Raw genomic sequence first — 24,733 nt, forward strand, 5'->3', positions numbered from 1 at the left:
CTTCGAGCAGAAAGGTCAGGTGACTGGAAAGCATCGCGCCGAAAAGTTAACAGCTCGGCGCGTCGTTTACAACACCTTCTCGCCATCAAAACAACAATGCCGTTCAGGCTTAACTGAACGGCATTACGACCTTCGGGTCGGCTTTTTTCATGATGACGTACGCCAGGCTCAGTGGTTCAGGCGGCCGAGCAGCAGGAACTCCATGAGCGCCTTCTGCACGTGCAGGCGGTTTTCCGCCTCGTCCCAGACTACGCTCTGCGGGCCGTCGATCACCTCGGCGCTCACTTCCTCGCCGCGGTGCGCGGGCAGGCAGTGCATGAACAGCGCATCGGCGTTGGCGCGGGCCATCATCGGCGCGTCCACGCACCAGTCGGCGAAGGCCTGCTTGCGCGCTTCGTTTTCGGCCTCGAAGCCCATGCTGGTCCAGACGTCGGTCGTGACGAGGTCGGCGCCGTCGCAGGCGTCGTGCGGGTCCTCGAGCACTTCGTAGAACGGCTTGCTTTCCGGCGCGACCAGCGCCGGATCGAGCGGATAACCCGGCGGCGTGGAGATGCGCAGCTTGAAGCCGAGAATCTGCGCGGCTTCGATCCACGTGTAGAGCATGTTGTTGGCGTCGCCGACCCACGCCACGGTCTTGCCGCGGATCGGACCGCGGTGCTCGTAGTACGTGAAGATGTCGGCCAGCACCTGGCAGGGGTGGTACTCGTTCGTGAGACCGTTGATGACCGGCACGCGCGAGCTTTCGGCGAAGCGCTGCAGGATGTCCTGGCCGAACGTGCGGATCATGATGATGTCGACCATGCGCGAGATGACCTGCGCCGAATCTTCGATCGGCTCGCCGCGGCCGAGCTGCGTGTCGCGCGTGTTCATGAACACCGCGTGGCCGCCCAGCTGGAAGATACCCGCTTCGAACGAGAGGCGCGTGCGCGTGGAGCTCTTCTCGAAGATCATCGCCAGCGTGCGGTCGTGCAGCGGGTGATAGGTCTCGTAGTTCTTGAACTTGCGCTTCAGGATGCGCGCGCGCTCCAGCACATATTCATATTCGTCAAGGGAGAAATCCTTGAACTGCAGGTAATGGCGTATGGTCCGGGAGGTCATGAAACAAAAACGGCGCCCGATCCGGCCTCGAACTGCAGGATTGGGCCGGCGACGCCGCTGCGGTTGGTGGTAAGTCAAAGCAGCATAAAGGATTTTGCGCATTTTGACGAGTTGCACAAAATTTAGGCAGTGCGCCCTGGCGCACGATGGGCGGCGCTTTCGCGACGGCTTTCGTGTCTGTTTTGCGGGCAGCTCGCGGGCCCGGATGCAGCCTTTCAAGTGCCTTGTGTGCACTGCGTCAAAACGGTCAGTGCGCTATAATCCCAGAGATTTCTTAGGCACGACAAACGGGCCCTGAACGTGTGTGACGGCAAGGTGGCAACACGTCGCGGCCGCGCCAGGCAAGCCCGCGGGAGCGGCCTGTGCGCTGACTGGCAGTGCGCCGCGAAATCGTCCTGTCGATCCCGTTGCGAGACCTGCTTGTGACACGCATCGGCGGCGATTTTCGAGACTTCACGCCAGGCGGGGTGCGCGGCAGCCGTTCCCTATCCATCGGACTGTCCATGCGTGTGGCAGCGGGCGATCCCCGCGGCCGGTGTTCCGCGGTACCCGCGCGGGCGCAGCGCTCGTGCCGCCGTTACACGCTGCAAACGCACCCAGCAGCTACACACACAGGTACTCCTGCATGGCCGACGAAGCTCCAACCGAATACTTCATTCAAGGGATCACCAGCGCGGGGAAGAAGTTTCGTCCGAGTGACTGGTCGGAGCGCCTCGCCGGGGTGATGTCGAGCTTTGGTCCGAAAGCGTCGGCCAATGCTCGCGGCCCGAACGCCTATCTGCGCTACTCGCTCTATGTGCGCCCGACGATGATCGGCGACCTCAAGGTCGTCGTGCTGGACTCGCGCCTGAAGGACGTCGAGCCGATGGCCTTCAATTTCGTGATGAACTTCGCGAAGGACAACGACCTCGTCGTGACCGAGGCGTGCGAACTGCCTCACGACCACGCCACGGAGCAAGCCAACCTGCGCTGACAGCGCGGCGACGGCCACGGACGGACCCGCCTCGGCGGGTTTTTTTGCGCCCGGTAGAAACAAAAAAACCCGCCGAAGCGGGTTTTTTGTGATGCAGCTCGAAGAGGGCGCTGCCAGCCATAGCCGGCAATCCGGATCTCTTTACTGCGCGGCTTGCATTGCCTTGACGGCAGCAGCCAGGCGGCTCTTATGGCGAGCGGCCTTGTTCTTGTGAACGATCTTCTTGTCGGCGATGATGTCGAGCGTCTTGCCCGATGCCTTCAGAACTTCAGCGGCCTTAGCCTGGTCGCCGGCGTCGATTGCCTTGCGAACAGCCTTGATGGCGGTGCGGAACTTCGAGCGCAGTGCCGAGTTGTGCGAGTTTGCCTTCGCGGCCTGACGGGCGCGCTTGCGTGCTTGTGCGGAGTTTGCCATTGCGATTCCTTGTGATTGCGGAGCGTGGTGCGACCGACGCTCTTTGCCTGGATTTGAACGACCGGCAGTGTTGCCTCAGACGCTCAAAACGGTATTTGCCGGCCGAGTTTTGCTCAACCAGCCGCGCCTTTTGTGCCAGAGCGGGTTCTACCTCTTTTCTGCCCCCTTTCCAAGACGCGTTTCGAGCCCTCCGGGAGAACTCGAATCGATGATTATAGCAACAGAATCATGAGAGTGGCAATCGCGACGCGATAGCGAAGCCAGACGCTGCGGGACGTGAACGCCTTTCACGCGTCACGGTCACAATCAGCGCGCTTTGTCTTTGCACCCGCTCGCCTGCGGCGTCGCGCGGGGTTGTGCGCCGACCTTTGCGCTGCGCATCCGCGATGGAGCGGACGACGCCCGTATAATGACCGCCCCATGAATCTATTCCGAGCCCTGCTGACAGTCAGCGGCTTCACGCTGCTGTCGCGCGTGACCGGTCTGGCCCGAGAAACGCTGATTGCGCGCGCCTTCGGTGCGAGCCAGTACACCGACGCTTTCTACGTCGCGTTTCGTATTCCCAACCTGCTGCGCCGCATCTCGGCGGAAGGCGCCTTTTCGCAGGCGTTCGTGCCGATTCTCGCGGAGTTCAAGAACCAGAAGGGGCACGACGCCACGCGCGCGCTCGTCGATGCCACCTCGACCGTGCTCGCCTGGGCGCTCGCGATCCTCTCGCTGCTCGGCATTTTCGGCGCGACGTTCGTCGTGATCGTGGTCGCTTCGGGCCTGAAGAGCGACGGGCAAGCGTTTCCGCTCGCCGTCACGATGACGCGCATCATGTTTCCCTATATCGTGTTTATCTCGCTGACGTCGCTCGCGTCCGGCGTGCTCAACACGTACAAGCAGTTCTCGCTGCCCGCGTTTGCGCCCGTGCTGCTCAACGTCTCGTTCATCACGGCGGCCGTGGCCTTCGCGCCGCACATGAAGCAGCCGGTCTACGCGCTCGCGTGGGCCGTGATCGTGGGCGGCGTGCTGCAGTTCATCGTGCAACTGCCGGGCTTGAAGCGTATCGACATGATGCCGCGCATCGGCCTGAACCCGCTCAAGGCGCTCGCGCACAAAGGCGTGAAGCGGGTACTCGCGAAGATGGTGCCCGCCATGTTCGCCGTCTCGGTCGCGCAGATCAGCCTCATCATCAACACCAATATCGCATCGCGTCTCGGGCCCGGCGCGGTGTCGTGGATCAACTACGCCGACCGCCTGATGGAGTTCCCGACCGCGCTGCTCGGCGTGGCGCTCGGCACGATCCTCCTGCCCAGCCTCTCGAAGGCGCACGTCGATGCCGATCCGCACGAGTACTCGGCGTTGCTCGACTGGGGCCTGCGCGTGACGTTCCTGCTGGCCGCGCCTTCGGCCGTCGCGCTCTTTTTCTTCGCCGAGCCGCTCACCGCCACGCTCTTTCACTACGGCAAGTTCGACGCCACGTCCGTCATCATGACGGGCCGAGCGCTCGCGGCGTACGGCGTGGGGCTCGTCGGCCTCATCCTCATCAAGATCCTCGCGCCCGGCTTCTACGCGCGCCAGGACATCAAGACGCCGGTCAAGATCGGTGTGGGCGTGCTCATCGCCACGCAGATCAGCAACTACCTCTTCGTGCCGATCTTCTCGCACGCGGGCTTGACGCTCTCGGTCGGCCTCGGCGCCTGCATGAACGCGCTGCTGCTGTTCATCGGGCTGCGCCGCCGCGGCATCTATATGCCGTCCTCCGGCTGGGCGACGTTCTTCGTGCAGTTGCTCGGGGCATGCCTCGTGCTGGCCGGGGCGATGCATTGGTGCGCCATCAGCTACGACTGGATCGCACTGCGTCATGCGCCGCTCGAACGCATCGCGTTGCTCGGTGCGTGCCTCGTCCTGTTCGCGGCGCTATATTTCGGTATGCTTTGGCTGATGGGCTTCAAATACGCGTACTTCAAGAGGCGGGCGAAGTGACGACGATGACTACGCGGGTTCTGGATTATTTCAGCGCGCTCGTTGCCGACGACGAGAGCCTGCCGCTCACCGAGGCGGCACTTGCGATCGCGCAGGACGCTTATCCCGATCTCGATCTGCAAGGCACGCTTGCCGAGATCGACGAACTCGCGCTGCGTGTGCGCCGCCGCATGCCCGAAGGGGCGGACGTGCGCCAGCAGGTTGCCGTGCTCAACCGCTGCTTCTTTCGCGAGATGGGTTTCGCGGCCAACCTCAACGACTTTCTCGACCCTGAAAACAGCCATCTGAACGCCGTGCTCAAACGCCGGCGCGGCATCCCCATTTCGCTGGCGGTGCTGTATCTGGAAATGGCGACCCAGCTCGGCCTGCCGGTGAAGGGCGTGTCGTTTCCGGGGCATTTTCTGCTGCGCGTGGCGTTGCCCGAAGGCGACGAGATGCTCGATCCCACCACGGGCCGCACGCTCACCGAATCCGACATGGTGGAGATGCTCGAACCGTTCGTGGCCAACGCCGGCGATTCCGTGGCGCGCGCGCTGCGCATGCTGCTCGAGCCGGCCACCCGGCGCGAGATCGTCGCGCGCATGCTGCGCAACCTCAAGTCGGTCTATCTGCAGACCGAACGCTGGCAGCGCCTGCTGGCCATTCAGCAGCGGCTCGTGATCCTGCTGCCGGAGAACATCGAGGAAGTACGCGACCGCGGGTTCGCTTATGCGCGGCTCGACTATCTGCGCCCGGCGCTCGAAGACCTCGAACACTATCTCGACGAGCGCCCCGATGCGGAAGACGCGACCGTCGTCGAGTCGCAGTTGCACGAGTTGCGCCAGCGCACGCTCGATAACGACTGAAGCCCGCAGCCTGGCCGCAGAAAAAAGCCCGCGATTGTCGTCGCGGGCTTTTTTATTGCGCGGGGGAGGGCGCGCCGTTACTTCGGCTGCATGCGGATCGCGCCGTCCAGACGGATCACCTCGCCGTTGAGCATCGGATTCTCGACGATCTGTTTGACGAGCATCGCGTATTCATCCGGCTTGCCGAGGCGCGGAGGAAACGGGACCATCGCGCCGAGCGCGTCCTGTACCTCCTTGGGCATGCCGAGCAGCATCGGCGTTTCGAAGATGCCGGGCGCGATCGTCATCACGCGGATGCCGCTGCGCGACAGGTCGCGCGCGATCGGCAGCGTCATTGCGACGACGCCGCCCTTCGACGCAGCGTAGGCCGCCTGGCCGATCTGGCCGTCGTAAGCGGCCACCGACGCCGTGTTGACGATCACGCCGCGCTCGCCGCCCTCGCCAGGTGGGGTCTGGGCGATGGCGGCCGCCGCGAGGCGGATCATGTTGAAGGTGCCGATCAGATTGACCGAGATCGTCTTCGAGAACGTATCGAGCGGATGCGGGCCGTCCTTGCCCACGGTCTTCACGGCGGGCGCGATGCCCGCGCAGTTCACGAGGCCGCGCAGCGTGCCGAGCGCGGTGGCCGCGGCCACCGCGCGCGCGCCGTCGTCCTCGTCCGCCACGTTGCACTTGACGAACGCGCCGCCCAGTTCCTTCGCGAACGCGTTGCCGGCGTCCTCATTGAGGTCGGCGATGACGACCTTGCCGCCTTCGGCCGCGATCAGACGCGCGCTGGCCGCGCCGAGCCCCGACGCGCCGCCGGTGATGAGAAATACGTTGCCGCGGATCTGCATCTTTCGTCTCCTGTTGTTGTGGCCATGCTGTCCCGCGTAGAGAGGCAACGCGCGAGACTCACCAAAAACAAAACGGGCCGGCTGGCGTCGCGTCCCGAACCACCTCGGGAGTGCGGCGCCAGCCGGCCCGCAGGCAAACCAGCAAGTGTGCCGAAACCGGCCTCGGGTCGTTTGACCCGCTTACTTGAGCGCTTCGAACGCGCGCTCGCGAATTTCGTCGACGCTGCCGAGGCCCGAGATGGCGCGATACTGCGGCGCCTGCAGGCCGTTTTCCTCACCGCGCTTCGCCCAGTCGCTGTAGTAGGCGATGAGCGGCTTGGTCTGGGCGACGTACACGTCCAGACGCTTGCGCACCGTTTCTTCCTTGTCGTCGTCGCGCTGGACGAGCGGTTCGCCCGTCACGTCGTCCGTCATGTCCACCTTCGGCGGATTGAACTTGACGTGATACGTGCGGCCCGAACCCGGGTGCATGCGGCGGCCGCTCATGCGCGTGATGATTTCGTCGAACGGCACGTCGATCTCGAGCACGTAATCGATCGCGACGCCCGCCTGCTTCATCGCTTCGGCTTGCGGCAGCGTGCGCGGGAAGCCGTCGAACAGGTAGCCGTTCTTGCAGTCGGGCTCCTGAAGGCGCTCCTTCACGAGATTGATGATGAGCTCGTCAGTCACGAGCTCGCCGGCGTCCATGAATCGCTTCGCTTCGAGGCCAAGCGGCGTACCGGCCTTGACGGCCGCGCGCAGCATGTCGCCCGTCGAGATTTGCGGAATGCCGAACTTTTCCTTGATGAAGGTTGCCTGGGTTCCCTTGCCCGCGCCCGGGGCGCCCAACAGGATCAAACGCATGTGAACAATCTCCGATCTGTGTGAATTCTTGCGGCGCGGCGGCTGCCCCGCACGCGCGGTGGGGCGGCATCGTCAGCGTCGTGCGTCTCCTCGCCCGTTCGCTCACGGCCGTCGAGGCAGCGCTGGCGGGGGCGACGGCACGTCCCACGCGGCTTTCGCCCGGTGTTCATGACCTGCACTGGACACGGGGCAGCGCTGCAAGACGGTGCCGAAAAGCGGGGAAACCCCGACGCACAAAGGCTTTAGACGGCTCGCGCAAACAATTGATTATGCCATGGGATTTTTGCCCCACGGACGGAATTAAGGCCGGTATAACGCCTGCACACGGGCGAGGTCGGCGGGGGTGTCGACGCCCGGCGCGGGTGCCTCGGTCGTCACGAGCACGGCGATGCGCTCGCCGTGCCACATCGCGCGAAGCTGTTCCAACGCCTCGACCTGCTCGATCGGCGAATGCGCGAGCAAGGGGTAGCTGCGCAGGAATTTCGCGCGGTACGCGTACAGCCCGATGTGGCGATAAACGGTCGCGGGAGCCGGCGGGGCGGGCATTGCGCCGAGATCGAGGCGCGCCGGCGACCAGTGCGGCTGCCAGGCGTCGCGGGCCCAGGGAATCGGCGCGCGCGAGAAGTAGAGTGCAACGCCGCGTGCGTCCAGCACGACCTTCACGACGTTCGGGCTGAAGATTTCTTCGGGCGCCGTGATGGGATGCGCGGCGGTGGCGATCGCGCATTCGGGGTGCGCGGCGAGGTGCGACGCAACGTCGCACACGAGCGCGGGGTCGATCAGCGGCTCGTCGCCCTGCACGTTGACCACGATCGTCTCGTCGCTCCAGCCGTAGTGCTCGGCGACTTCGGCGAGGCGGTCGGTGCCCGACGGGTGGTCGGCGCGCGTGAGCACGGCCTCGAAACCGTGGCCACGGGCCGCGTCGAGCACGCTCTGGGCGTCAGAAGCGATCAGCACCTGCTGAGCGCCGGAATCGCGCGCGCGCTCGGCCACGCGCACCACCATGGGCTTGCCGCCGATGTCGGCGAGCGGTTTGTTCGGCAGCCGCGTGGACGCGAGACGCGCCGGGACGACGGCGATGAAGGGTTGCACGGGAGCGGTCATGGCCAGTTGGAGCTAGGACAGGAAAGGGGATTGGGAAACCGGTTCGGGAAACCGCCTTGGGAGACGACTGCGCGCCGGGGGCGGCGCGCGTGATCCGGTTTCGAGCCGGTAAGACGAGATGAGCGGAGTAAGCGGCGCGCGCGGCGCCGCCCGCACGCCTTACGCGGCGCTCGGCCCGTGCGGATCGACCGGCGTGCCTTCCACGGTTTGACGCGCTTCGTCGACGAGCATGACAGGAATGCCGTCGCGGATCGGGTAGGCGAGCTTGTCGGCGTTGCAGATCAGCTCCTGCGCGGCGCGGTCATAGCTGAGCGGGCCCTTGCAGATCGGGCAGACCAGGATTTCAAGCAGACGAGCGTCCACGAAGTTTCTCCACAACCAGGGTAATGAGGCGATGATCGAGCGCGGCTTCAACGGGGACGACCCAGATGCGCGCATCGTTCCAGGCCCCCAATTTTACTGCATCCTTTTCGGTGACCAGGATCGCGTCGGCGGTGACGTCGGCGAACGGGTTGCTGGCGTAGGCGTAGTGGTCGGGCAGCGGCAGGGTTTGCGGCGCGAGGCCGGCCGCGCGCAGCGTCGCGAAAAAGCGCTCCGGCGAACCGATGCCGGCCGCCGCCACGATGCGCAGCGCGCCCTGCGATTCCTGTGTGCCTGCGCCTTGCCCCGCTGCGGCCGCGCCCGCGGCAAACTGCGCGAGCGGACGGCGCAGCGCCGGATTGGCGAGATGCCAGGCGTCGCCGGGTTCGAGCTTGAGCGCGAACGTATTGGGCCACGCCGGCAGCGTACGCTCGAACGGATTGTTCACCAGCGTGGCGTCGCGCCGGCGCGAGAGCGGCTCGCGCAGCGGGCCCGCCGGCAGCAGAAAGCCATTGCCGCCCAGGCGATGGTCGAACACCACGACCTCGACGTCGCGCGCGAGGCGATAGTGCTGCAAGCCGTCGTCGCTCACGATCACGTCGACGTCGCTGTGGGCGCCGCACAGCGACGTGGCCGCCGCCACGCGATCGGGCGAGACCCAGACGGGCACGCCCGTGCGGCGGGCGATCAGCAGGGGTTCGTCGCCGCACAGGCGCGCGGGCGTATCCGCCGTGACGGGCGTGGGGCGGGCGATTTTCGCGCCGTACCCGCGCGAGACCACGCCCGGCGAGAAGCCGGCGGCGCGCAGCGCCTCGACGAGCGCGATCACGGTGGGCGTCTTGCCCGTGCCGCCCACGGTCACGTTGCCGACCACCACCACGGGCACGCCCACGCGCTCGCGCTTGAGCCAGCCCGCCGCAAAGGCGGCGCGGCGCGCACCGCTCACGGCGGCGAACACGGCGGCGAGCGGCGTGAGTGCCCAGGCGAGCGCGCCGCGGCGTTGCCAGGCGTGCGCAAACTGCGCTTCGAGGCGTTCCTTGAGACTGGAGACGGGGCCGCTCATCGGCATTTTGCGCGCGAAGCGCCGCACGCGGCATGCGGGAAGCAGACAGGCAGGGCGGACATCGGGTCGGTTCTCCGGTTCCAGGTGAGCTGAGCGACAAACAAGACGGCAGACGAATGACCTGCGCAGTCGAGCAACCGGCGCTTCGCGTGACGCGGCACAGGCGCTCGTGAACCCGGCACTCTAGCGCGGGTAGGCGTTACGCGGCAAGTTGCCGGGCCGTACGCAACTGTCGGTTGCCTGCAAGCCGCGCGCAACGCCCAAAAATTCGCCGCCTGTGGATAACTTTGTGGAGAAGTAGGTCCCGGGAAGGCGCAAAGGCCCATTCTTCGGCCTCTCCATCGGCCTGTAAGGATGTCATATTGATAAAAAACGTATAAAAATCAACGGGATGAGGTGTTTTTCAGCGTTTGCGCGCTAGCCGCAGCCATCATGCCGCATGACAGCGCCGATGTGGACACTTCGCGAGGCTTGCGGGCCGGGTCTCATTCGTGCTGGACTACCGCCCCCCGAACGGTCTATCGTCTGTCCGGCCAAGGTTTCTCCGCACCCTTACGCATGCTATCCGACCGTTTTTCCGCTTCCTCCGCGCCTTCGGGCGACGTCGTCGTGCCGGTCTCGGCGCTCAACCGGGCGATCGCCTCGATGCTCGAGCGCACGTTCCCGCTGGCATGGATTTCCGGCGAAGTTTCCAACTTTACGCGCGCCGCGAGTGGACACTGGTACTTCTCGATCAAGGACGCCCAGGCGCAGATTCGCTGCGTGATGTTCCGCGGCCGCGCGCAGTACGCCGAATTCACGCCGCGCGAAGGCGACCGCATCGAAGTACGCGCGCTCGTCACGATGTACGAGCCGCGTGGCGAACTTCAGTTGAACGTCGAGGCCGTGCGGCGCACCGGCCAGGGCCGCCTCTACGAAGCCTTCCTGCGGCTGAAGGCGCAACTCGAGGCCGAAGGGCTCTTCGACCCTGAGCGCAAACGCCCGCTGCCCTCTCATCCGCGCGCGATCGGCGTGATTACGTCGATGCAGGCCGCCGCGCTGCGCGACGTGCTCACCACGCTGTGCCGCCGCGCGCCGCACGTGCCGGTGATCGTCTATCCCGCGCCGGTGCAGGGCGCGGGCTCGGCAGAGAAGCTGACGGCGATGCTGGCGACCGCGAACGCGCGCAACGAGGTGGACGTGCTCGTGCTGTGCCGCGGCGGCGGCTCGATCGAGGACCTGTGGTCGTTCAACGACGAGGCGCTTGCCCGCGCGATCGCGGCCAGCGCCATTCCCGTGGTGAGCGGCGTCGGGCACGAAACCGATTTCACGATCGCCGATTTCGCCGCCGACGTGCGCGCGCCGACGCCCACTGGCGCGGCCGAGCTCGTCAGTCCGCAGCGCACGCTGCTCCTGCGCGACCTCGACCAGCGCCATGCCGCGCTGGCACGCGATTTCGGCCGTCTGCTCGAGCGCCGCGCGCAGCAGCTCGACTGGCTGGCGCGCCGGCTCGTTTCGCCCGTCGAGCGGCTTGCGCAGCAGCGCACCCACTTGCGCCAGCTGACGATACGGCTCGCCTCGGCGGGCTCGCGTGCTAGCGCCGAGGCGCGTGCGCGCCTGAACGTCGTGCAGATGCGCTGGCAGCGCGCGCGGCCCGACGCCGCCGCGCAGCGCGTCCAGCTGGAGTCGCTCGGCCGGCGTCTGGACGGCGCCTTCGCGCGCCAGCGCGAGCGCGAAGCGGCGCGCGTTTCGGAACTCACGGCGCGGCTCGAAGTGCTGAGCCCGCAGCGCACGTTCGAGCGCGGCTACGCGGCGCTGCTCGACGCGCAAAGCGGCGCGGCCGTGCGCTCGCCCGCCACGCTCAAACCGGGCAAGCGCCTCACCGTGCATCTCGCCCAGGGCAGCGCCGACGTCGCGCTCGCCGATGTCCAGCCGCGCCTCGCCGACGGTTTCTGACCCGGGTTCGCAGTCGGCATATCGGGCCCGTTGCTTGCTGCTCAGCGAGGCACCGGCGCCATCGCCCGATCGCTTCGCCTCGACCAACAATCGTGGCGACGAGCGATTGTTGCAGTCTCGTTGCAGGAAGTTTGCACGCCAGTTGCGCGGAGATTGCAACGCGATTGCAGCCGTCTTGCCTGCGTGCAAGTCCGGCATGGAAAGCGTTGTTCGAGCGTCGTTGCATCGGCGAAAAACCGCATCGCGGTTGATTCGGAAAAGCCCCGCGCAAACGATATCCGGCATAAAGGCCGCTCGTTTGCGGGGTTATTCCAACTCGCCTACAATCGAGTGCTCCATGCCGGCGAATATGTAGAACTTCACGCAGAACTCCCCATAACACGACGAAGGAACCGCATCATGTCATTTACGCTCCCGCCGCTGCCGTTCGCGAAGAACGCCCTCGCTCCGCACATGTCGGAAGAGACGCTCGAGTTCCACTACGGCAAGCACCACCAGGCTTACGTCACGAATCTGAACAACCTGATTCCGGGCACCGAGTTCGAAAAGCTCTCGCTCGAAGAGATCGTCAAGAAGTCGTCGGGTGGCGTGTTCAACAACTCGGCGCAGATCTGGAATCACACGTTCTTCTGGAACAGCCTCTCGCCGCAAGGCGGCGGCGCACCGTCGGGCGCGCTCGGCGACGCGATCAACGCGAAGTGGGGCTCCTACGATGCGTTCAAGGAAGCCTTCACGAAGGCTGCCGTGGGCAACTTCGGTTCGGGTTGGACGTGGCTCGTGAAGAGGGCGGACGGCTCGCTCGACATCGTGTCGACCAGCAACGCCGCCACGCCGCTCACGACCGACGCCAAGGCGCTCCTCACGATCGACGTGTGGGAACACGCTTACTACATCGACTACCGCAACGCGCGTCCGAAGTTCGTCGAAGCGTTCTGGAACATCGTGAACTGGAACTTCGCAGCACAGAACTTCGCGTAATACGAAGCCCTGCTGAATGCGCCGCACTGGCTGCGGCACATGCAAAAAGCCCTCGATGCGAATCGAGGGCTTTTTGTTTTGCGCGAAGCGTTTTACACAAACGGATTTACACAAACGCGGCGATGGTTTCCTGCGTCGAGCGCACGTGGCCCATGTGGCGGAACAGCTTCTCGAACGAGAAGTGATGCATCTCTTCGTTCAGGCCCGAGGTGGCGTCTTCGACGAACACGAGCTTGAAGCCGAGATCGAACGCCGCGCGCGCGGTGGATTCGACGCCGAAGTTCGTGGCGATGCCGCCGATGACGATGGTGTCGATGCCGCGGCGGCGCAGCTGCTGCTCGAGGTTGGTGCCGTAGAACGCGCCCCATTGGCGCTTCGCGACGATCACGTCCTCGGGTTGCGCGCCGATCCCGGGCACGAGTTCCGAGGCTTCGGCCGGTGCGGGCGGGGTGTCGGGCGTGCGGCCGGGCGCGTCGGCGGGCAGCGCGAGCAACTCGTTCAGGAGCACGTGCACCCAGACGACGGTGCCGCCCTTGGCGCGCAGCGCGTCGGCGAGCGGTTTGGCGTTGGCCACGACCTGCGCGCCGCTATAGGGCGCGATCTGACGGCCTACGATGCCGTGCTGAAGGTCGATCATCACGAGCGCCGTGGTGCGCGCGTTCAGCGAAAGTGCTTGCGTCATGGTTCACCTATATGTGAGGATGGCTTCACATAATCATACACGAATGTGAAGGGGGCTTCAGATATGGCGGCAGACCCGCTCGCGCGCAAGGAGGCGCAAAAGGAAGCGGCACGCGAAAACGCCCGGCGCGTGCCGCGCCAGGAACGCGCGGCGCGCACGGTCGACGCGCTGCTCGAGGCCGCGGGCGAAGCCTTCGCCGAGCGCGGCTTCGAAGCGGCGACGATGACGCAGATCGCGCAGCAGGCGGGCGTGTCGGTGGGCGCGGCGTATCAGTACTTTCCGAACAAGGAGGCACTGGCCCTCGCGCTGCGCAAGCGCTATGGCGACGAAATGGACGCGCGCTGGAGCGCGCTCATCGCCGCGCACGACGATGCAGGCAAGCTGCCGCTCGCGCAGCTGGTCGAGCGTCTGTTCGACCTGATGGTCGATCTGATGCACGACTATCCCGCGTATTTGCCCCTGCTTTCCGTGCCGCTCGGCTTCAAGCGCGATGCCGCCGTGCGCAATCTGCTGCGCCAGCGTTTCACGTCGCTCTTCCTGCGTTATCAGCCGGCGCTTGCGTCCGATGAGGCGTATCGCGTGGCCGAAGTCATGCTGCAGGTCATCAAAAGCCTCAACCCACTATACGCCGCGGCGAAACCGAAAGAGCGCAAGCTGCTGGTCGCCGAGTACAAGGGCGTGCTGGCGGCGTGGCTCGCCGTGCGGCTCGCGTGAGCCCGCGAGCCGCGGACACCGCGCGCTAGCGCAGTAACGGGTCGTCGCGCGACTCGAGCACGCGGTCGATCAGGCCGTACTCGGCGGCCGCGTGGGCCGACATGAAGTTGTCGCGGTCGCTGTCGTGCGCGATCTGCTCGATGCCGCGTCCGGTACGCGCGGCGAGTATCGCGTTCAGGCGCTCGCGCAGGTACAGGATCTCGCGCGCCTGCAGCTCGACATCGGCGGCGGTGCCCTGGCCGCCCCCCGAAGGTTGATGGATCATGATGCGAGCGTTCGGTAGTGCGAAGCGTTTTCCCTTTGCTCCCGCGGCGAGCAAAAACGATCCCATGCTGGCGGCGAAACCCGTGCACAGCGTCGAGACATCGGGCTTGATGAATTGCATCGTGTCGTAAATGGCGAGTCCGTCGTAGACCGAACCGCCCGGCGAGTTGATATAGAAGCTGATGTCCTTGTCCGCGTTCTCAGCTTCCAGAAAGAGCAGTTGTGCGACCACGAGGCTCGCGCTTTGTTCGGTCACCGGTCCGACGAGGAACACGATGCGCTCGCGCAAGAGGCGCGAGTAGATGTCGTAGGCGCGCTCGCCGCGCCCCGAGGTTTCGATCACGGTCGGGACGAGATTGAGCGCGCTCGGCGGCAATGCTGCATGATTCAGTACAAAGGATGGCATGACGGGCCTCGTAGTTTTTCCGTTGACGGCGCGATTGCGCCGCTGCTGCCATGACGCCCGGCGCGGCCCGCGCGTGACGAAAATATTTTTGCGTGGGGCTGTCACGCCGGCCGCGTGCCGGACGTCATGAGGGAAACGGGCGGGAGCGAGCACGCATGGCGAAGGAGCGAAGCGAATGACGCAGGCGATCGACACAATCGCAGGAACGAGTCTGGAGGGCGCTGGGCGCAATGAGGCTGCGACCCCAGTGAGCGACGAAGCCGGACCTGGCGCCGCAGCGTGGAGCGACGCGCGCCGCGCTGCCGCCTTCGGCGAGGCGCGCGGGCGGCTCATTGCGCTGGCCGCACGCGTGCTGGGTAGCCGTGCGGAGGCCGAGGACGTCGTGCAGGACGCGTGGTTTCGCTGGCGCGACGCCGACGCACAAGCCCTGCGCGTGCCGCAGGCGTGGCTCGCCACGGTCACCGTGCGCCTTGCGATCGACCGGCTGCGGCGTTTGCGTCGCGAGCAAGCGGGCGAACACGAGGCCGCGTGGCTCGACGACGCGGCGCCTTCCGCGGAAGAGGCGGGCTTGCGCGCGCGGCGGTTCTCGGACGCTCTGCTGCTCCTGCTCGAAAGGCTGGGACCGCTCGAGCAGGCGGTGTTCGTGCTGCGCGTGGCCTTCGACTGCGACTACGCGCAGATCGGCGCGCTCACTGGCTGCACGAACGAGCATTGCCGGCAGATCGTGCGGCGTGCCCGCGTTCGGCTCGCCCGCGAGGCCGCGCCGCAGGCGGCGCCAGCAGACAAGGTGCAGCACGCGCGCACGGTCGAGCGTTTGCGTGACGTACTGCATGCACAGGATCGCGTGGGATTGATGGATCTGCTGGGGGTGACGGCAAACGCGCTGGTCGCGGCGAGCGTGGCCGAAGCGGCTCACGGCCATGTCCCCCAGGAGGCGCCCGCTGCGCACGTTCTGCGTGCCGAAGCGCTGGCGCTGGACGGCGAGCCGGGCGTGGCGCTCGTCGCGCAGGACGGCGCGCTCGCCGCCTGGCTGCATGTGCGCGACGACCGCGACGGGCTGCCCGAGCCGGTCGTTTGTGTCACGGCGATGGAAGAAGGGAGTGCGGGACCGGCCAACCGGCTCCAGGCGGCCAACCGGGCTTTCGGTGGCGAGGCGGTGCGCAAGATGCTGGCCCGGCTCGCTTCGAGCGACGGCGCGGCGTGCGTGTCCACGCTCAGCGTCACCGCTCGCGCGTCCACCACACACGGCTGCGCGACGCTACACACGCAGCCGCTCGTCCTCGCGTGAACCCAGCCTCAGCCTGAACGCACGCTAACCGCGCAAGGCGGCGTCCCAGTTGATATCGACGCACAGCACCTGCACGCCGTGCTCCGTCTGCACGGCGACCGAGGCCGTGACGCACAGGTGCGCCTCGTTGATCGACAGATAGGGCGGTGTGAACTGCACGCGGCCCGGCGCCTTCATGGCACCGATGAAGTAAGGCCGCCGTTCCCAGCTTGCGCCCTCGGAATGCAGCAGCGGCCGGAAGCGCTTGGCGCGCTGCGACGTGCGGCCGTCGGGCAGCACGTTGTCGCCGATCTGGCGGCCCGACGCGTCGAGCAGGAAGCAGCGCGCCGTGTCGTCGAGGCCGAGCAGCGGCAGCGTGGCGTCGCTCATGTTCGCGCCCTCGGCAAGCTGCTTTGCCGCCGCTTCGATGGCGCTCACGTACGGCGCGAGGCGCGCCGACTGCGAACGCTCGCGCGCGGCCACGCGCTCGCGCAGGCGTGACGAAAGATCGTCCATGAGCTGCGCGGCCTTGGCCGGCGGCACCGGCTCGACGTCGGGCCGCGCGAAATACGCGCCCTGCACGAAGTCGGCGTTGCTTTCCAGCGCGATCAGCGCGTCGCGCTCGGTCGAAAGGCCGCCCACGAGTACGAGCTGGCCCGACTCGTGCAGCATCGAGACGAGCCCCGGCAGCACGCGCTCGATATGCGCGTGGCGGCTCGCCTGGGCGAGCAGGCTGCGGTCGAGCGTGACGATGTCGGGCCGCACCTGCCACACGCGGTCGATGTTCGAATGCTTCGCGCCGAAGCCATCCAGCGCGATCACGAAGCCCGCCTTGCGCAATCCGTCGATGATCTCCGCGAAGCGCGAATTCTCGCCGCCCGCCTGTTCCGACACTTCCAGCACCACGCGCTGCGGCTGCAGGCCGAGCGCCTTGAGGCCGGCGAGCAGGGCGTCGCCGTAGCTCGTGTCCATGAGCGCGGCAGGGTGCAGGCTCAGAAAGAGCCATTCGTCATGCGAATCGAACGCGTTGAAGTTGCCCAGATGCAGCGATTCCGCGAGACGCCCCAGTTCGAGCAGGTCGCCGCGGCGCGCCGCCTGCGTGAACACCTCCTGCGAGGGCGCCTGCTGGCCTTGCTCGTCGTGCGCGCGCAGCGACGCGTGATAGCCGATCGCGCGCCGGTGCGCGACCGAAAACACGGGCTGGAACACGCTGAAGACGGTGTAGCCGCCGTACAGCACGGTGCGACGGGCGCCTTCTTCGCCAGCGATGGGGCGAGACTGGAAGCCGGGGGGATCGATGTCGATCATGCTGGTCATTTCGTTTCGATGGCGCGCGGGACGGACGTGACGGGCGGGACGCGTGAGCGTCAAGTTTACAGGATAGGGCAGCAAAAAGTATGCGAGTGCCTGGTCCCGTGGCCATAGGCCCGTGCGAAGGCGCACGCGCCGTTTCGGGATGGTATGCGGGTTGGTGCGCGAACCCGGGCGCCGCACGGCCACGAGGCGTGCCGCACCTTTGCGGTGCGTGCGCCAGCGGCGAAGATGCGACCGCAACGACCGAGGCCCCGGCTTGTCAGGTCCGCTCGGACGGATCGGTCTTCCTGGCGGTGCGGCGCAGGTCCGGCGAGAGCTGCGCGAAGATCCACGACGAACCCGCCGTGATGATGCCCACGCAAATGAAGGTCGCGTGGAACGCCGGAATCACGTTCTCGCCTGTCTTGTGACCCATGATGCCCGTGAAGGTGGTGAGCAGCGCGCCCGCGACGGTCACGCCAAGGCTCATCGAGAGCATTTGCACGAGCGAGAAGAGGCTGTTGCCGCTGCTCGCGCCGCCCGTGCCGAGATCCTTGAGCGTGAGCGTGTTCATCGCCGTGAACTGCATCGAGTTCACGGCGCCGAAGATCGCCAGTTGCGCGATGCGCATCCACAGCGGCTCGTGGGGCGTGGAAAGCGCGAAGCTCGCCATCATGAGGCCCACGAGCACCGTGTTCGAGACCAGCACGCTGCGGTAGCCGTAGCGCATGATGAGACTCGTCACGAGGCGTTTGGAGAACATGCCCGCGGCGGCCGTGGGCAGCATCATGAGGCCGGCCTCGAAGGCCGTGTAGCCGAGCGCCACCTGAAGCAGCAGCGGAATCAGATACGGCATCGCGCCGCTGCCGATGCGCGCGAACAGGTTGCCGAGCAGGCCCACGCTGAAGGTGTGGATCTTGAAGAGATCGAGCGAAAAGATCGGCCGTGGCGTGCGCACCGCATGCAGACCGTAGGCCACGAACGCGGCGAGCGAAAGGATGAAGAGCACGAGCACCGTGGCGTGCTGGATGCCGAACTCGCTGCGCCCGTCGAGCGCGAACGAAATCGCGAGCATGCCGATCACGAGCAGCAGGTAGCCCGGCAGGTCGAAGCGCGGCGTGTCGGGGTTGCGGCTGTCGGGCATGAAGATGAAGGTGGCGATGCAGCCCACCACGCCCACCGGCACGTTGATCAGAAAGATCCAGTGCCACGAGGCGATCTGCACGAGCCAGCCGCCGAGCGTCGGGCCGATGAGCGGGCCGATCAGCCCCGGAATCGCCACGAACGAGAGCGCGGGCAGATAGCGTTCGGCGGGAAACGTGCGCAGCACGGCAAGCCGGCCGACCGGCAGCAGCATCGCGCCGCCCACGCCCTGCGCGATGCGCGAGACCACGAGCTGGTTCAGCGTATGCGCGCTCGCGCACAGGAGCGAGCCGACCGTGAACACGAAGATCGCGCCGAGGAACACGCGCCGTGTGCCGAGCTTGTCCGCGAGCCAGCCCGAGACGGGGATCATCACCGCCATCGTGAGCGAATACGCGATCACGACTGATTGCATGCGCAACGGTAGTTCGCCGAGACTCCTCGCCATCGCCGGCAATGCCGTGTTGACGATGGTCGAATCGAGGGTCTGCATGAAGAAGCCGGTGGCGACGAGCCACAGCATCACGGACAACGAGCGGGGCGACACAGCGGTGCTGGACGCAGCGGTGGATTCGGACATGGGCGAGGAGAGGGGCGCGCAGGCAAGCGCCATTGTAGGGAAAACGGCGTTCCCACGCAGACGGCCGGGCCCGTTGCCGCTGATGTGGCGCAGGCGGCGTGAGCGCCGGGGCGTGCCGCGCCTCGCGCGTTTATCCGTCGAGGCGCGCCGCCGCCGCGAAAAAGGCCTGGGCGCGCGGGTCGAGCGTGAGCGCCACGTTGATGCGAATCCACGGGCTCGGCTCGCCTTGCGGGCGGAAGTGGCTGCCCGGCGAGACCGCCACGCCGAGCGGCTCGCCGCAGGCGGCGAGGCGGGTGGAATCGTCCACGTGCGGCACGCGTGCCCAGACGAACTTGCCGCCCGTTTGCGCATAGCCGCGCGCCGCGCTCGCCGCGGTGGCCGCGGTGGCCGACGCCGCGCTGCCGAACAGCTCCCACCCGTGCGCTTCGAGTGTGCGCGTGGCCGACCCTTGCGCCTCGGCGATGCGCCGGCGCAGCCGTTCGAGGTATTTGCGGTACGCGCCGCGCTCGAGCAGCGTGGCGGCCACGGCCTGCGAAAAGCGCGAGCCGCTGATGCTGGTGAGCGCCTTGATGGCCGCGAGATCGCGCACGATCGCCGGGTTGGCCACCACGTAGCCCACGCGCAGCGCCGAGGAGAGCGTCTTCGAAAGCCCGCCTACATAGACGACGTGCTCGAACTGGTCGAGCGCCGCGAGCCGGTCGGTGGGGTCGGCCTGGAAATCGGCGTAGATGTCGTCCTCCACGATGGTGAAGCGGTGCTCGCGCGCGAGCTGCAGCAGGCGGAACGCGACAGGCGGCGAGATCGTCGAGCCGGTCGGGTTGTGGAACACGGTGTTGACGAAGAACGCGCGCGGATGGTGCTCGGCGAGCATCGCGTGCAAATGGTCGAGGTCGGGCCCGCTTGCCGTGCGGCGGATGCCCACGAGGCGCACGCCGTGCAGTTTGAGCAGGCCGTACAGGTTGTAGTAGCCGGGATCTTCGACGAATACCGTGTCGCCGGGCTTGAGCATGTAGCGCATGAGCAGGTCGAGGCCTTCGCTCGCGCCCTCCGTAATGAGGATCTGCTGCGTCTCGGCGACGATGCCAAGCGGCGCGAGCCGGTTGCACAGATGCTCGCGCAGCGTGGCGTCGCCCGTTGGCGTGCCGTAGTCGACGAGGCTCGCCGGGTCGCTGCGCGACACATGGCGGATCGCCTGGCCGAGCGCGTCGATGTCGCGCCACGCCTGCGGGATCGAGCCGCTGTCGAGCTGCAGCAGCTCGCCCGCGCGTTCGAGCTGGCTGAGCAGGTGGCCCGATTCGTCGGCGGCGTTCGAGAGGTCGCAGGTGCCCATGCCGGAGAGTCCCGCGCGCGCGCGCTCGCTCACGTAGAAGCCCGAGCCGTGGCGCGAGTCGAGATAGCCGAGCGAGACGAGCCGGTCATAGGCCTCGATCACCGGAAAGCGGCTTATCGCATAGTCGGCGGCGAACTGGCGGATCGACGGCAGACGTGAGCCCGGGTGCGCGGCGCGCGAGCGGATCCACGTCTGCACGCCGCTGACGATCTGTTCGGTGAGCGGCACATCGCTCGCGCGGTCGAGTTCGAGTTTCATCTGGGTCTCGCTGGGTAGGGCGCTTGAGGCTGCGGTTTGAAACGGCAGTGACTGTTCGGTTTTTTGACTGCACAGTTCCAGATGAACTGTTCGGAACTGTACATGGGATCATACGTCACTGATCGCAATAATGCTCCTACCGGGAAGGCGCTTCAAGTCCTCGTCAGCCAGCCTTCCGGTGGCCGTCCGAGGGGGACTCGGCGGCCAGTCTGCAAGGAGCATGGCAATGCGCGAAATCCGAATATTCGAACTGGAACACGGCGAGCCCGTCGAAACCTGGCGGCTCGCGCAGGCAATGCAATTGCATGTGAGCGAAGGCGAACTCTGGCTCACGATCGCGGGCGACGCCGGCGACTACTGGCTGCGCGCCGGCGAGTCGATCGGGCTCGCCGCGGGCGTGCGCGTGCACGTGAGCGCGGGCCACGAAGGGGCGCGTTTCGTGCTGGCGCTGGGCGGCGCAAGCGCCGCCGCGCCAGCTTGGACGGTGGCGCCGGTCGACGTGGAACGCGTGCGCGCGGCGGGCGCGAGCGGTGTGGCGGCGCGCATCGGCGAAACGTTGCGTGGCTGGGCGCAGCGCGGGCAGTGGGGTGTGCGGGCGGCGGGTTGAGCCGGGTTGACCTTGTTGTTCGTGCTACGCGATGTGCCGAGCGGCTTGCGTCGTATTGCCTGCCATTTCCCCCACGTAGCGTGCGCGCGGACGGATCAGCCGGCCATCGGCGGTCTGTTCGAGCGCATGTGCGATCCAGCCCGTCACGCGCCCCGCGGCGAACAGCGTGAACGCGGCGCCGCGCGGCAGCCCCAGCACGCGCTCGATGGCCGCGAGCGCGTAGTCGAGCGTCGGGCGCGCGCCGCTCGTCTCGGCCACGGCCTGGGCGAGCGCATCGACTTCGTCCATCGGCGAGCGCGCCGGCGCGCGTTGTGCGAGCAGGTCCAGCAGCAGGCGCGCGCGCGGGTCGCCAGCGGGATAGAGCGGGTGGCCGAAGCCGGAGAGCGGCACAGCCGTGCCGAGTTCGTCGGGCGCGAGACGGTCGGCAAGATAGCGATGCAGATCGTCGGCGCGCGCGGCTTCGTCGAAGAGCGCGGCGACGCGCGTGGTCTCGCCGCCGTGGCGCGGCCCGGCCAGGGCGGCCAGGCCGCCCGTCGCCGCGCCGAACAGATGCGTACCGGTGGAGGTGATGCAGCGTACCGTGAACGTCGAGGCGTTCAGCTCATGGTCGGCGCACAGCACGAGCGCGGCGCGCAGCAGGTCGGTTTGCGCGCGCGAGCGCACTCCCCACGCCTCGCCTAGTTGACGATGCAGCGGCTCGTTCGACGGCGCGGCGGACACGAGCGCCGCCGCGAGCAGGCGCATGAGCATCGCACCGGTGTCGATTTGCGCGTCGCGGCCCTGCGCCCAGATGCGCGGCATTTGCGCGGCGGCGGCCGGCAACAGCACGAGCGCGCGCTCCAGCGGCGTGTGCCCGCTCCAGATCTTCAGCCATGCCGACCATTGCGCGGCCGCGATGGGCGCCTGCGGCGCCTGTAGCACACGGCGTGGCGCGCATTGCCACAGCAGCGCCGCGACCTCCTCGAGCGAGGCCTGACGCGCGAGCGCGATGGCGTCCTCGCCGCGATAGAAGAGCATGCCGTCGGCGATCAGCGTGATCGACGATTCGAGCACGGGCACGCCCCAGTCGAGCACCTTCTGCGCGACCTTGCCCGCGCGCTTGCCGTCGGCCTTGCGGCGCGCGAGGCGGCGCACCTCGGCGGCGTCATAGCGGTTGTGGCGGCCATGGGGCGAGGGCGCCGAGGCGATGAGTCCGCGGCTCACATAGGCGTAGAGCGTGGCGCGACTGATGCCGAGTTCGGCGGCGGCTTGCTCCGCGGTCATATAGCTGGACATGGTGGTTCGTCTCCAGGAACCGGAGAAATCAATCTATGTTGATCATGATAATCAAGATTGATCCGGGATTCGAGCGGCGCGACGATGCGTGACATCACTGCGGCTCGTTTTCTCTTCGCTTCCCTTGCAGAAGGACTGCACGCCATGACGCCACGCGACGCGCTCGAATACCTCTGGATGCTGGCGGGCTGCGACCCTTCCGCGCTCGACTGGCTCGACGTCGAAGGCGTCGAGCCGGGCCTGCCCTCGATCTTTCGCGTGGGCACGCTTGCGGCGGCGAGCATCGGCGCGGCGGGGCTCGCCGCCGCGCAACTGCACGCGCTGCGCACGGCCCGGACGCAGCGCGTGGCGATCGACGTGCGCCGCGCGCTCGCCGCGTTTCGCAGCGAGCGCTATTTGAGCGTGGACGGCCAGCCGCCCATGGATCTGCGTCATCCGGTGACGGGTCACTTCCCGACCGGCGACGGTCGCTGGGTCCAGCTGCACGCGAACTTCCCGCATCACCTCGCGGGCATCCTGCGTGTGCTCGAATGCGCGGACGAGCGCGACGCCGTGGCGCGCGCGATCCTTGGCTGGGAAGGCGCGGCGCTCGACGACGCGCTCGCGCAAGCGGGCCTGTGCGCCGCGCTCGTACGCGCGCCGCGCGAATGGGCCGCGCACGAGCAAGCGAAGGCGGTGGCGAGCCTGCCGCTGTTCGAGATCGAGCGCATCGGCGACGCGCCCGCCGAGGCGCCGCGGGCGGGCGCCGGCGCGCGTCCTCTGGAAGGCGTGCGCGCGCTCGACCTCACGCGCATCATCGCTGGGCCGGTGGCGGGGCGCACGCTCGGTCAACACGGCGCGGACGTGCTGCTCATCAACGGCCCGCATCTGCCGAACATCGCGCCGCTCGTGATCGACAACGGCCGCAGCAAGCGCTCCGCCACGCTCGACCTGCGCGACGCAGCTGCGTGCGAGCAGCTACGCGCACTCGCGCGCGACGCCGACGTGTTCGTGCAAGGCTACCGGCCAGGTGCGCTCGCCGCGCGCGGCTTCGCGCCCGAGGCGCTCGCGCAGGTGCGGCCCGGCATCGTGTGCGTGTCGATCAGTGCGTATGGGCATCGTGGGCCGTGGCGCGAGCGGCGCGGCTTCGACAGCCTCGTGCAGTCGGCGAGCGGCATCGTGTGGGCCGAGAGCGTCGCTGCAGCAAGACACGGCAGCGCCGCAGCAGGCGCGCCGCCGTTCACTACGGCTCGCCCGCTGCCGTGCCAGGCGCTCGATCACGCCACGGGCTATCTGGCCGCGTTCGGCGCGATGGTCGCGCTCGCGCGGCGCATGCGCGAAGGCGGCAGCTGGCACGTGCGCCTTTCGCTCGCGCAAACGGGCCGCTGGCTGCAGACGATGGGCACCCTCGAAGACGGCCAGCAGGCACCCGAGGTGGGCGCCGCCGATCTCGCCGATTGTCTGGAGGAAATGGCTTCGCCGTTCGGGCGCGTGCGCGCGGTGGCGCCCGCCGAGCGGCTCGAACTTACACCTGCGTTTCATGCGCGCCCGCCGGTGCCGATCGGCAGCGATGCGCCGGCATGGAACGACTAGACGCCGGCGCGTTTTCGCGCGCTACTTGCGTAGTTCCGCGACGAAATCGTAATAATCGTTGCGGCAGTAGGTATCGGTGAGTTCGATGGCGCGCTGATCGGCGGTATAGCCCACACGCGTGATGAGCAGCAGCGCCTCGTTGGGCGCGATGCTCATCTGTCGCGCGATTTCCTCGCTCGCGTTCACGGCGCGAAAGTGTTGCAGTGCGCGCACGATCGAAAGCCCGCGCTGTTCGAGAAAGCTGTAGAGCGAGTCGCCGATCGCGTTTGGGTCGGGAATCAGCGCGGCGGGGAAGGTGGAGTTCTCGACGGCCATGACGATGCCGTCGGCCAGACGCAGGCGCTTCAGGCGCGTGACGGCCGCCGCCGGCGAGAGCCCGAGCTGGATTACCTCGTCGCGGCTCGCGGGCTGGATTTCGCGTGAGAGCCAGCGCGAGCTCGGCGTGAAGCCGCGCTGGCGCAGCATCTCGCTGAAGCTCGTGAGGCGCGAGAGCGGGTCTTCGATGCGCGGCGTGATGAAGCTGCCCGCGCCTTGCGTGCGGCGAATCAGGCCCTGCTCGACGAGCAGGGCGATCGCCTTGCGCGCGGTGATGCGCGAAACGCCGAGCGACTCCGCGAGTACGCGCTCGGAGGGCAGGGCTTCGCCCGCGTTCCAGCGATTGTCGTGAATCGCAAGGCTCAGCTTGCGCGCGAGCTGCAAATAGAGCGGCGTGTCGTTGTCCGGGTCCGGGCGCAGGTCGCGCCAGCGGTCTTCCGTGGGTGCGTTCATGGGAGGCAGGCATGAAAGGCGAACGGCAATTTTATGTCATCGATGCGCAATCGCGGAAATGAACGGCTTGCGAGAGTGCGTATGACCGCATTGCGCGCGAGGCGATACACTGGCCGTTCTTTGCCAGTGGGCGCCGTTGCAGCGCGCAAAAGGA

The 24,733-nt window shown here is 67.2% G+C and carries 23 protein-coding genes; 9 read left to right on the plus strand and 14 right to left on the minus strand.

The window, feature by feature from the left end:
• Positions 1-168 precede the first annotated feature (168 nt).
• Positions 169-1,098 carry an ornithine carbamoyltransferase gene (gene argF / locus AB4Y44_RS32665; protein ID WP_342921136.1) on the minus strand — a complete coding sequence of 310 codons (930 nt, stop codon included), beginning with the start codon at positions 1,096-1,098 and terminating at the stop codon, positions 169-171.
• 625 nt (positions 1,099-1,723) lie between these two features.
• Here argF and AB4Y44_RS32670 point away from each other — a divergent pair.
• A complete protein-coding gene (locus tag AB4Y44_RS32670; protein WP_368701857.1) occupies positions 1,724-2,071 on the plus strand; it encodes a DUF3579 domain-containing protein in 348 nt (115 codons plus the stop codon).
• Positions 2,072-2,212: 141 nt separating this feature from the next.
• Here AB4Y44_RS32670 and rpsT read toward each other — a convergent pair whose 3' ends face one another.
• Positions 2,213-2,485, minus strand: a complete 273-nt coding sequence (rpsT, locus tag AB4Y44_RS32675; protein WP_069262794.1) for a 30S ribosomal protein S20 — start codon at positions 2,483-2,485, stop codon at positions 2,213-2,215.
• 420 nt (positions 2,486-2,905) lie between these two features.
• On the opposite strand from rpsT, the gene murJ reads away from it, so the two are divergent.
• Entirely contained in the window at positions 2,906-4,456 is a 1,551-nt protein-coding gene (murJ, locus tag AB4Y44_RS32680) for a murein biosynthesis integral membrane protein MurJ (protein ID WP_368701858.1), read from the plus strand.
• A 5-nt stretch (positions 4,457-4,461) separates the two neighbouring features.
• Positions 4,462-5,301 (plus strand): SirB1 family protein, encoded by an 840-nt coding sequence (locus AB4Y44_RS32685; protein WP_035513442.1) that lies wholly within the window; start codon positions 4,462-4,464, stop codon positions 5,299-5,301.
• Between the two features lie 77 nt (positions 5,302-5,378).
• Here AB4Y44_RS32685 and AB4Y44_RS32690 read toward each other — a convergent pair whose 3' ends face one another.
• The 5 genes from AB4Y44_RS32690 to lpxK all read right to left on the minus strand — a co-directional run bounded on the left by AB4Y44_RS32690 (position 5,379) and on the right by lpxK (position 9,507).
• The gene (locus tag AB4Y44_RS32690) at positions 5,379-6,137 is read right to left on the minus strand and encodes a 3-hydroxyacyl-CoA dehydrogenase (protein ID WP_368701859.1); all 759 of its coding nucleotides are present in this window, start codon (positions 6,135-6,137) and stop codon (positions 5,379-5,381) included.
• A 180-nt stretch (positions 6,138-6,317) separates the two neighbouring features.
• Complete coding sequence (gene adk, locus AB4Y44_RS32695; protein WP_368701860.1) at positions 6,318-6,980, minus strand: adenylate kinase; 663 nt, start codon at positions 6,978-6,980, stop codon at positions 6,318-6,320.
• Between the two features lie 300 nt (positions 6,981-7,280).
• Positions 7,281-8,084, minus strand: coding sequence for a 3-deoxy-manno-octulosonate cytidylyltransferase (gene kdsB / locus AB4Y44_RS32700; protein WP_368701861.1), 804 nt, complete (start codon positions 8,082-8,084; stop codon positions 7,281-7,283).
• A 159-nt stretch (positions 8,085-8,243) separates the two neighbouring features.
• On the minus strand, positions 8,244-8,447 hold the full coding sequence (locus AB4Y44_RS32705; RefSeq protein ID WP_042266182.1) for a Trm112 family protein: 204 nt from the start codon (positions 8,445-8,447) through the stop codon (positions 8,244-8,246).
• Complete coding sequence (gene lpxK, locus AB4Y44_RS32710) at positions 8,428-9,507, minus strand: tetraacyldisaccharide 4'-kinase (protein WP_342921131.1); 1,080 nt, start codon at positions 9,505-9,507, stop codon at positions 8,428-8,430. The genes AB4Y44_RS32705 and lpxK overlap by 20 nt, the downstream gene beginning before the upstream one ends.
• A gap of 558 nt (positions 9,508-10,065) precedes the next feature.
• Between lpxK and xseA the strand changes: the two genes are divergently transcribed.
• Positions 10,066-11,442 carry an exodeoxyribonuclease VII large subunit gene (gene xseA, locus AB4Y44_RS32715; protein WP_368701862.1) on the plus strand — a complete coding sequence of 459 codons (1,377 nt, stop codon included), beginning with the start codon at positions 10,066-10,068 and terminating at the stop codon, positions 11,440-11,442.
• Between the two features lie 399 nt (positions 11,443-11,841).
• A complete protein-coding gene (gene sodB / locus AB4Y44_RS32720; protein WP_368701863.1) occupies positions 11,842-12,420 on the plus strand; it encodes a superoxide dismutase [Fe] in 579 nt (192 codons plus the stop codon).
• A gap of 106 nt (positions 12,421-12,526) precedes the next feature.
• On the opposite strand, the gene AB4Y44_RS32725 is transcribed toward sodB, so the two are convergent.
• Positions 12,527-13,102 carry an isochorismatase family protein gene (locus tag AB4Y44_RS32725; protein WP_342921129.1) on the minus strand — a complete coding sequence of 192 codons (576 nt, stop codon included), beginning with the start codon at positions 13,100-13,102 and terminating at the stop codon, positions 12,527-12,529.
• Positions 13,103-13,165: 63 nt separating this feature from the next.
• On the opposite strand from AB4Y44_RS32725, the gene AB4Y44_RS32730 reads away from it, so the two are divergent.
• Positions 13,166-13,816, plus strand: coding sequence for a TetR family transcriptional regulator (locus AB4Y44_RS32730; protein WP_368701864.1), 651 nt, complete (start codon positions 13,166-13,168; stop codon positions 13,814-13,816).
• A 25-nt stretch (positions 13,817-13,841) separates the two neighbouring features.
• Here the strand turns inward: AB4Y44_RS32730 and clpP are convergent, their stop codons facing one another.
• The gene (gene clpP / locus AB4Y44_RS32735; RefSeq protein WP_368701865.1) at positions 13,842-14,486 is read right to left on the minus strand and encodes an ATP-dependent Clp endopeptidase proteolytic subunit ClpP; all 645 of its coding nucleotides are present in this window, start codon (positions 14,484-14,486) and stop codon (positions 13,842-13,844) included.
• 175 nt (positions 14,487-14,661) lie between these two features.
• Here clpP and AB4Y44_RS32740 point away from each other — a divergent pair, with 175 nt between their 5' ends.
• Positions 14,662-15,774: a sigma-70 family RNA polymerase sigma factor gene (locus AB4Y44_RS32740; RefSeq protein WP_368701866.1), complete on the plus strand. Its 1,113-nt coding sequence runs from the start codon at positions 14,662-14,664 to the stop codon at positions 15,772-15,774.
• 24 nt (positions 15,775-15,798) lie between these two features.
• Here the strand turns inward: AB4Y44_RS32740 and AB4Y44_RS32745 are convergent, their stop codons facing one another.
• The 3 genes from AB4Y44_RS32745 to AB4Y44_RS32755 all read right to left on the minus strand — a co-directional run bounded on the left by AB4Y44_RS32745 (position 15,799) and on the right by AB4Y44_RS32755 (position 20,357).
• On the minus strand, positions 15,799-17,070 hold the full coding sequence (locus tag AB4Y44_RS32745; RefSeq protein WP_368701867.1) for an EAL domain-containing protein: 1,272 nt from the start codon (positions 17,068-17,070) through the stop codon (positions 15,799-15,801).
• A gap of 256 nt (positions 17,071-17,326) precedes the next feature.
• Entirely contained in the window at positions 17,327-18,802 is a 1,476-nt protein-coding gene (gene mdtD / locus AB4Y44_RS32750; protein WP_342921125.1) for a multidrug transporter subunit MdtD, read from the minus strand.
• 97 nt (positions 18,803-18,899) lie between these two features.
• On the minus strand, positions 18,900-20,357 hold the full coding sequence (locus tag AB4Y44_RS32755; protein ID WP_368701868.1) for a PLP-dependent aminotransferase family protein: 1,458 nt from the start codon (positions 20,355-20,357) through the stop codon (positions 18,900-18,902).
• Between the two features lie 226 nt (positions 20,358-20,583).
• On the opposite strand from AB4Y44_RS32755, the gene AB4Y44_RS32760 reads away from it, so the two are divergent.
• Complete coding sequence (locus AB4Y44_RS32760) at positions 20,584-20,964, plus strand: DUF2917 domain-containing protein (RefSeq protein WP_368701869.1); 381 nt, start codon at positions 20,584-20,586, stop codon at positions 20,962-20,964.
• 24 nt (positions 20,965-20,988) lie between these two features.
• On the opposite strand, the gene AB4Y44_RS32765 is transcribed toward AB4Y44_RS32760, so the two are convergent.
• Positions 20,989-22,239 carry a citrate synthase family protein gene (locus AB4Y44_RS32765; RefSeq protein ID WP_368701870.1) on the minus strand — a complete coding sequence of 417 codons (1,251 nt, stop codon included), beginning with the start codon at positions 22,237-22,239 and terminating at the stop codon, positions 20,989-20,991.
• Positions 22,240-22,383: 144 nt separating this feature from the next.
• On the opposite strand from AB4Y44_RS32765, the gene AB4Y44_RS32770 reads away from it, so the two are divergent.
• Positions 22,384-23,811, plus strand: a complete 1,428-nt coding sequence (locus AB4Y44_RS32770; protein WP_368701871.1) for a CoA transferase — start codon at positions 22,384-22,386, stop codon at positions 23,809-23,811.
• A gap of 21 nt (positions 23,812-23,832) precedes the next feature.
• Here AB4Y44_RS32770 and AB4Y44_RS32775 read toward each other — a convergent pair whose 3' ends face one another.
• Positions 23,833-24,579, minus strand: coding sequence for a GntR family transcriptional regulator (locus AB4Y44_RS32775; protein WP_342921120.1), 747 nt, complete (start codon positions 24,577-24,579; stop codon positions 23,833-23,835).
• Positions 24,580-24,733 lie beyond the last annotated feature (154 nt).

It is taken from the genome of Paraburkholderia sp. BR10937, from assembly GCF_040965695.1.
In the GTDB taxonomy this organism is placed as follows: Bacteria; Pseudomonadota; Gammaproteobacteria; order Burkholderiales; family Burkholderiaceae; genus Paraburkholderia.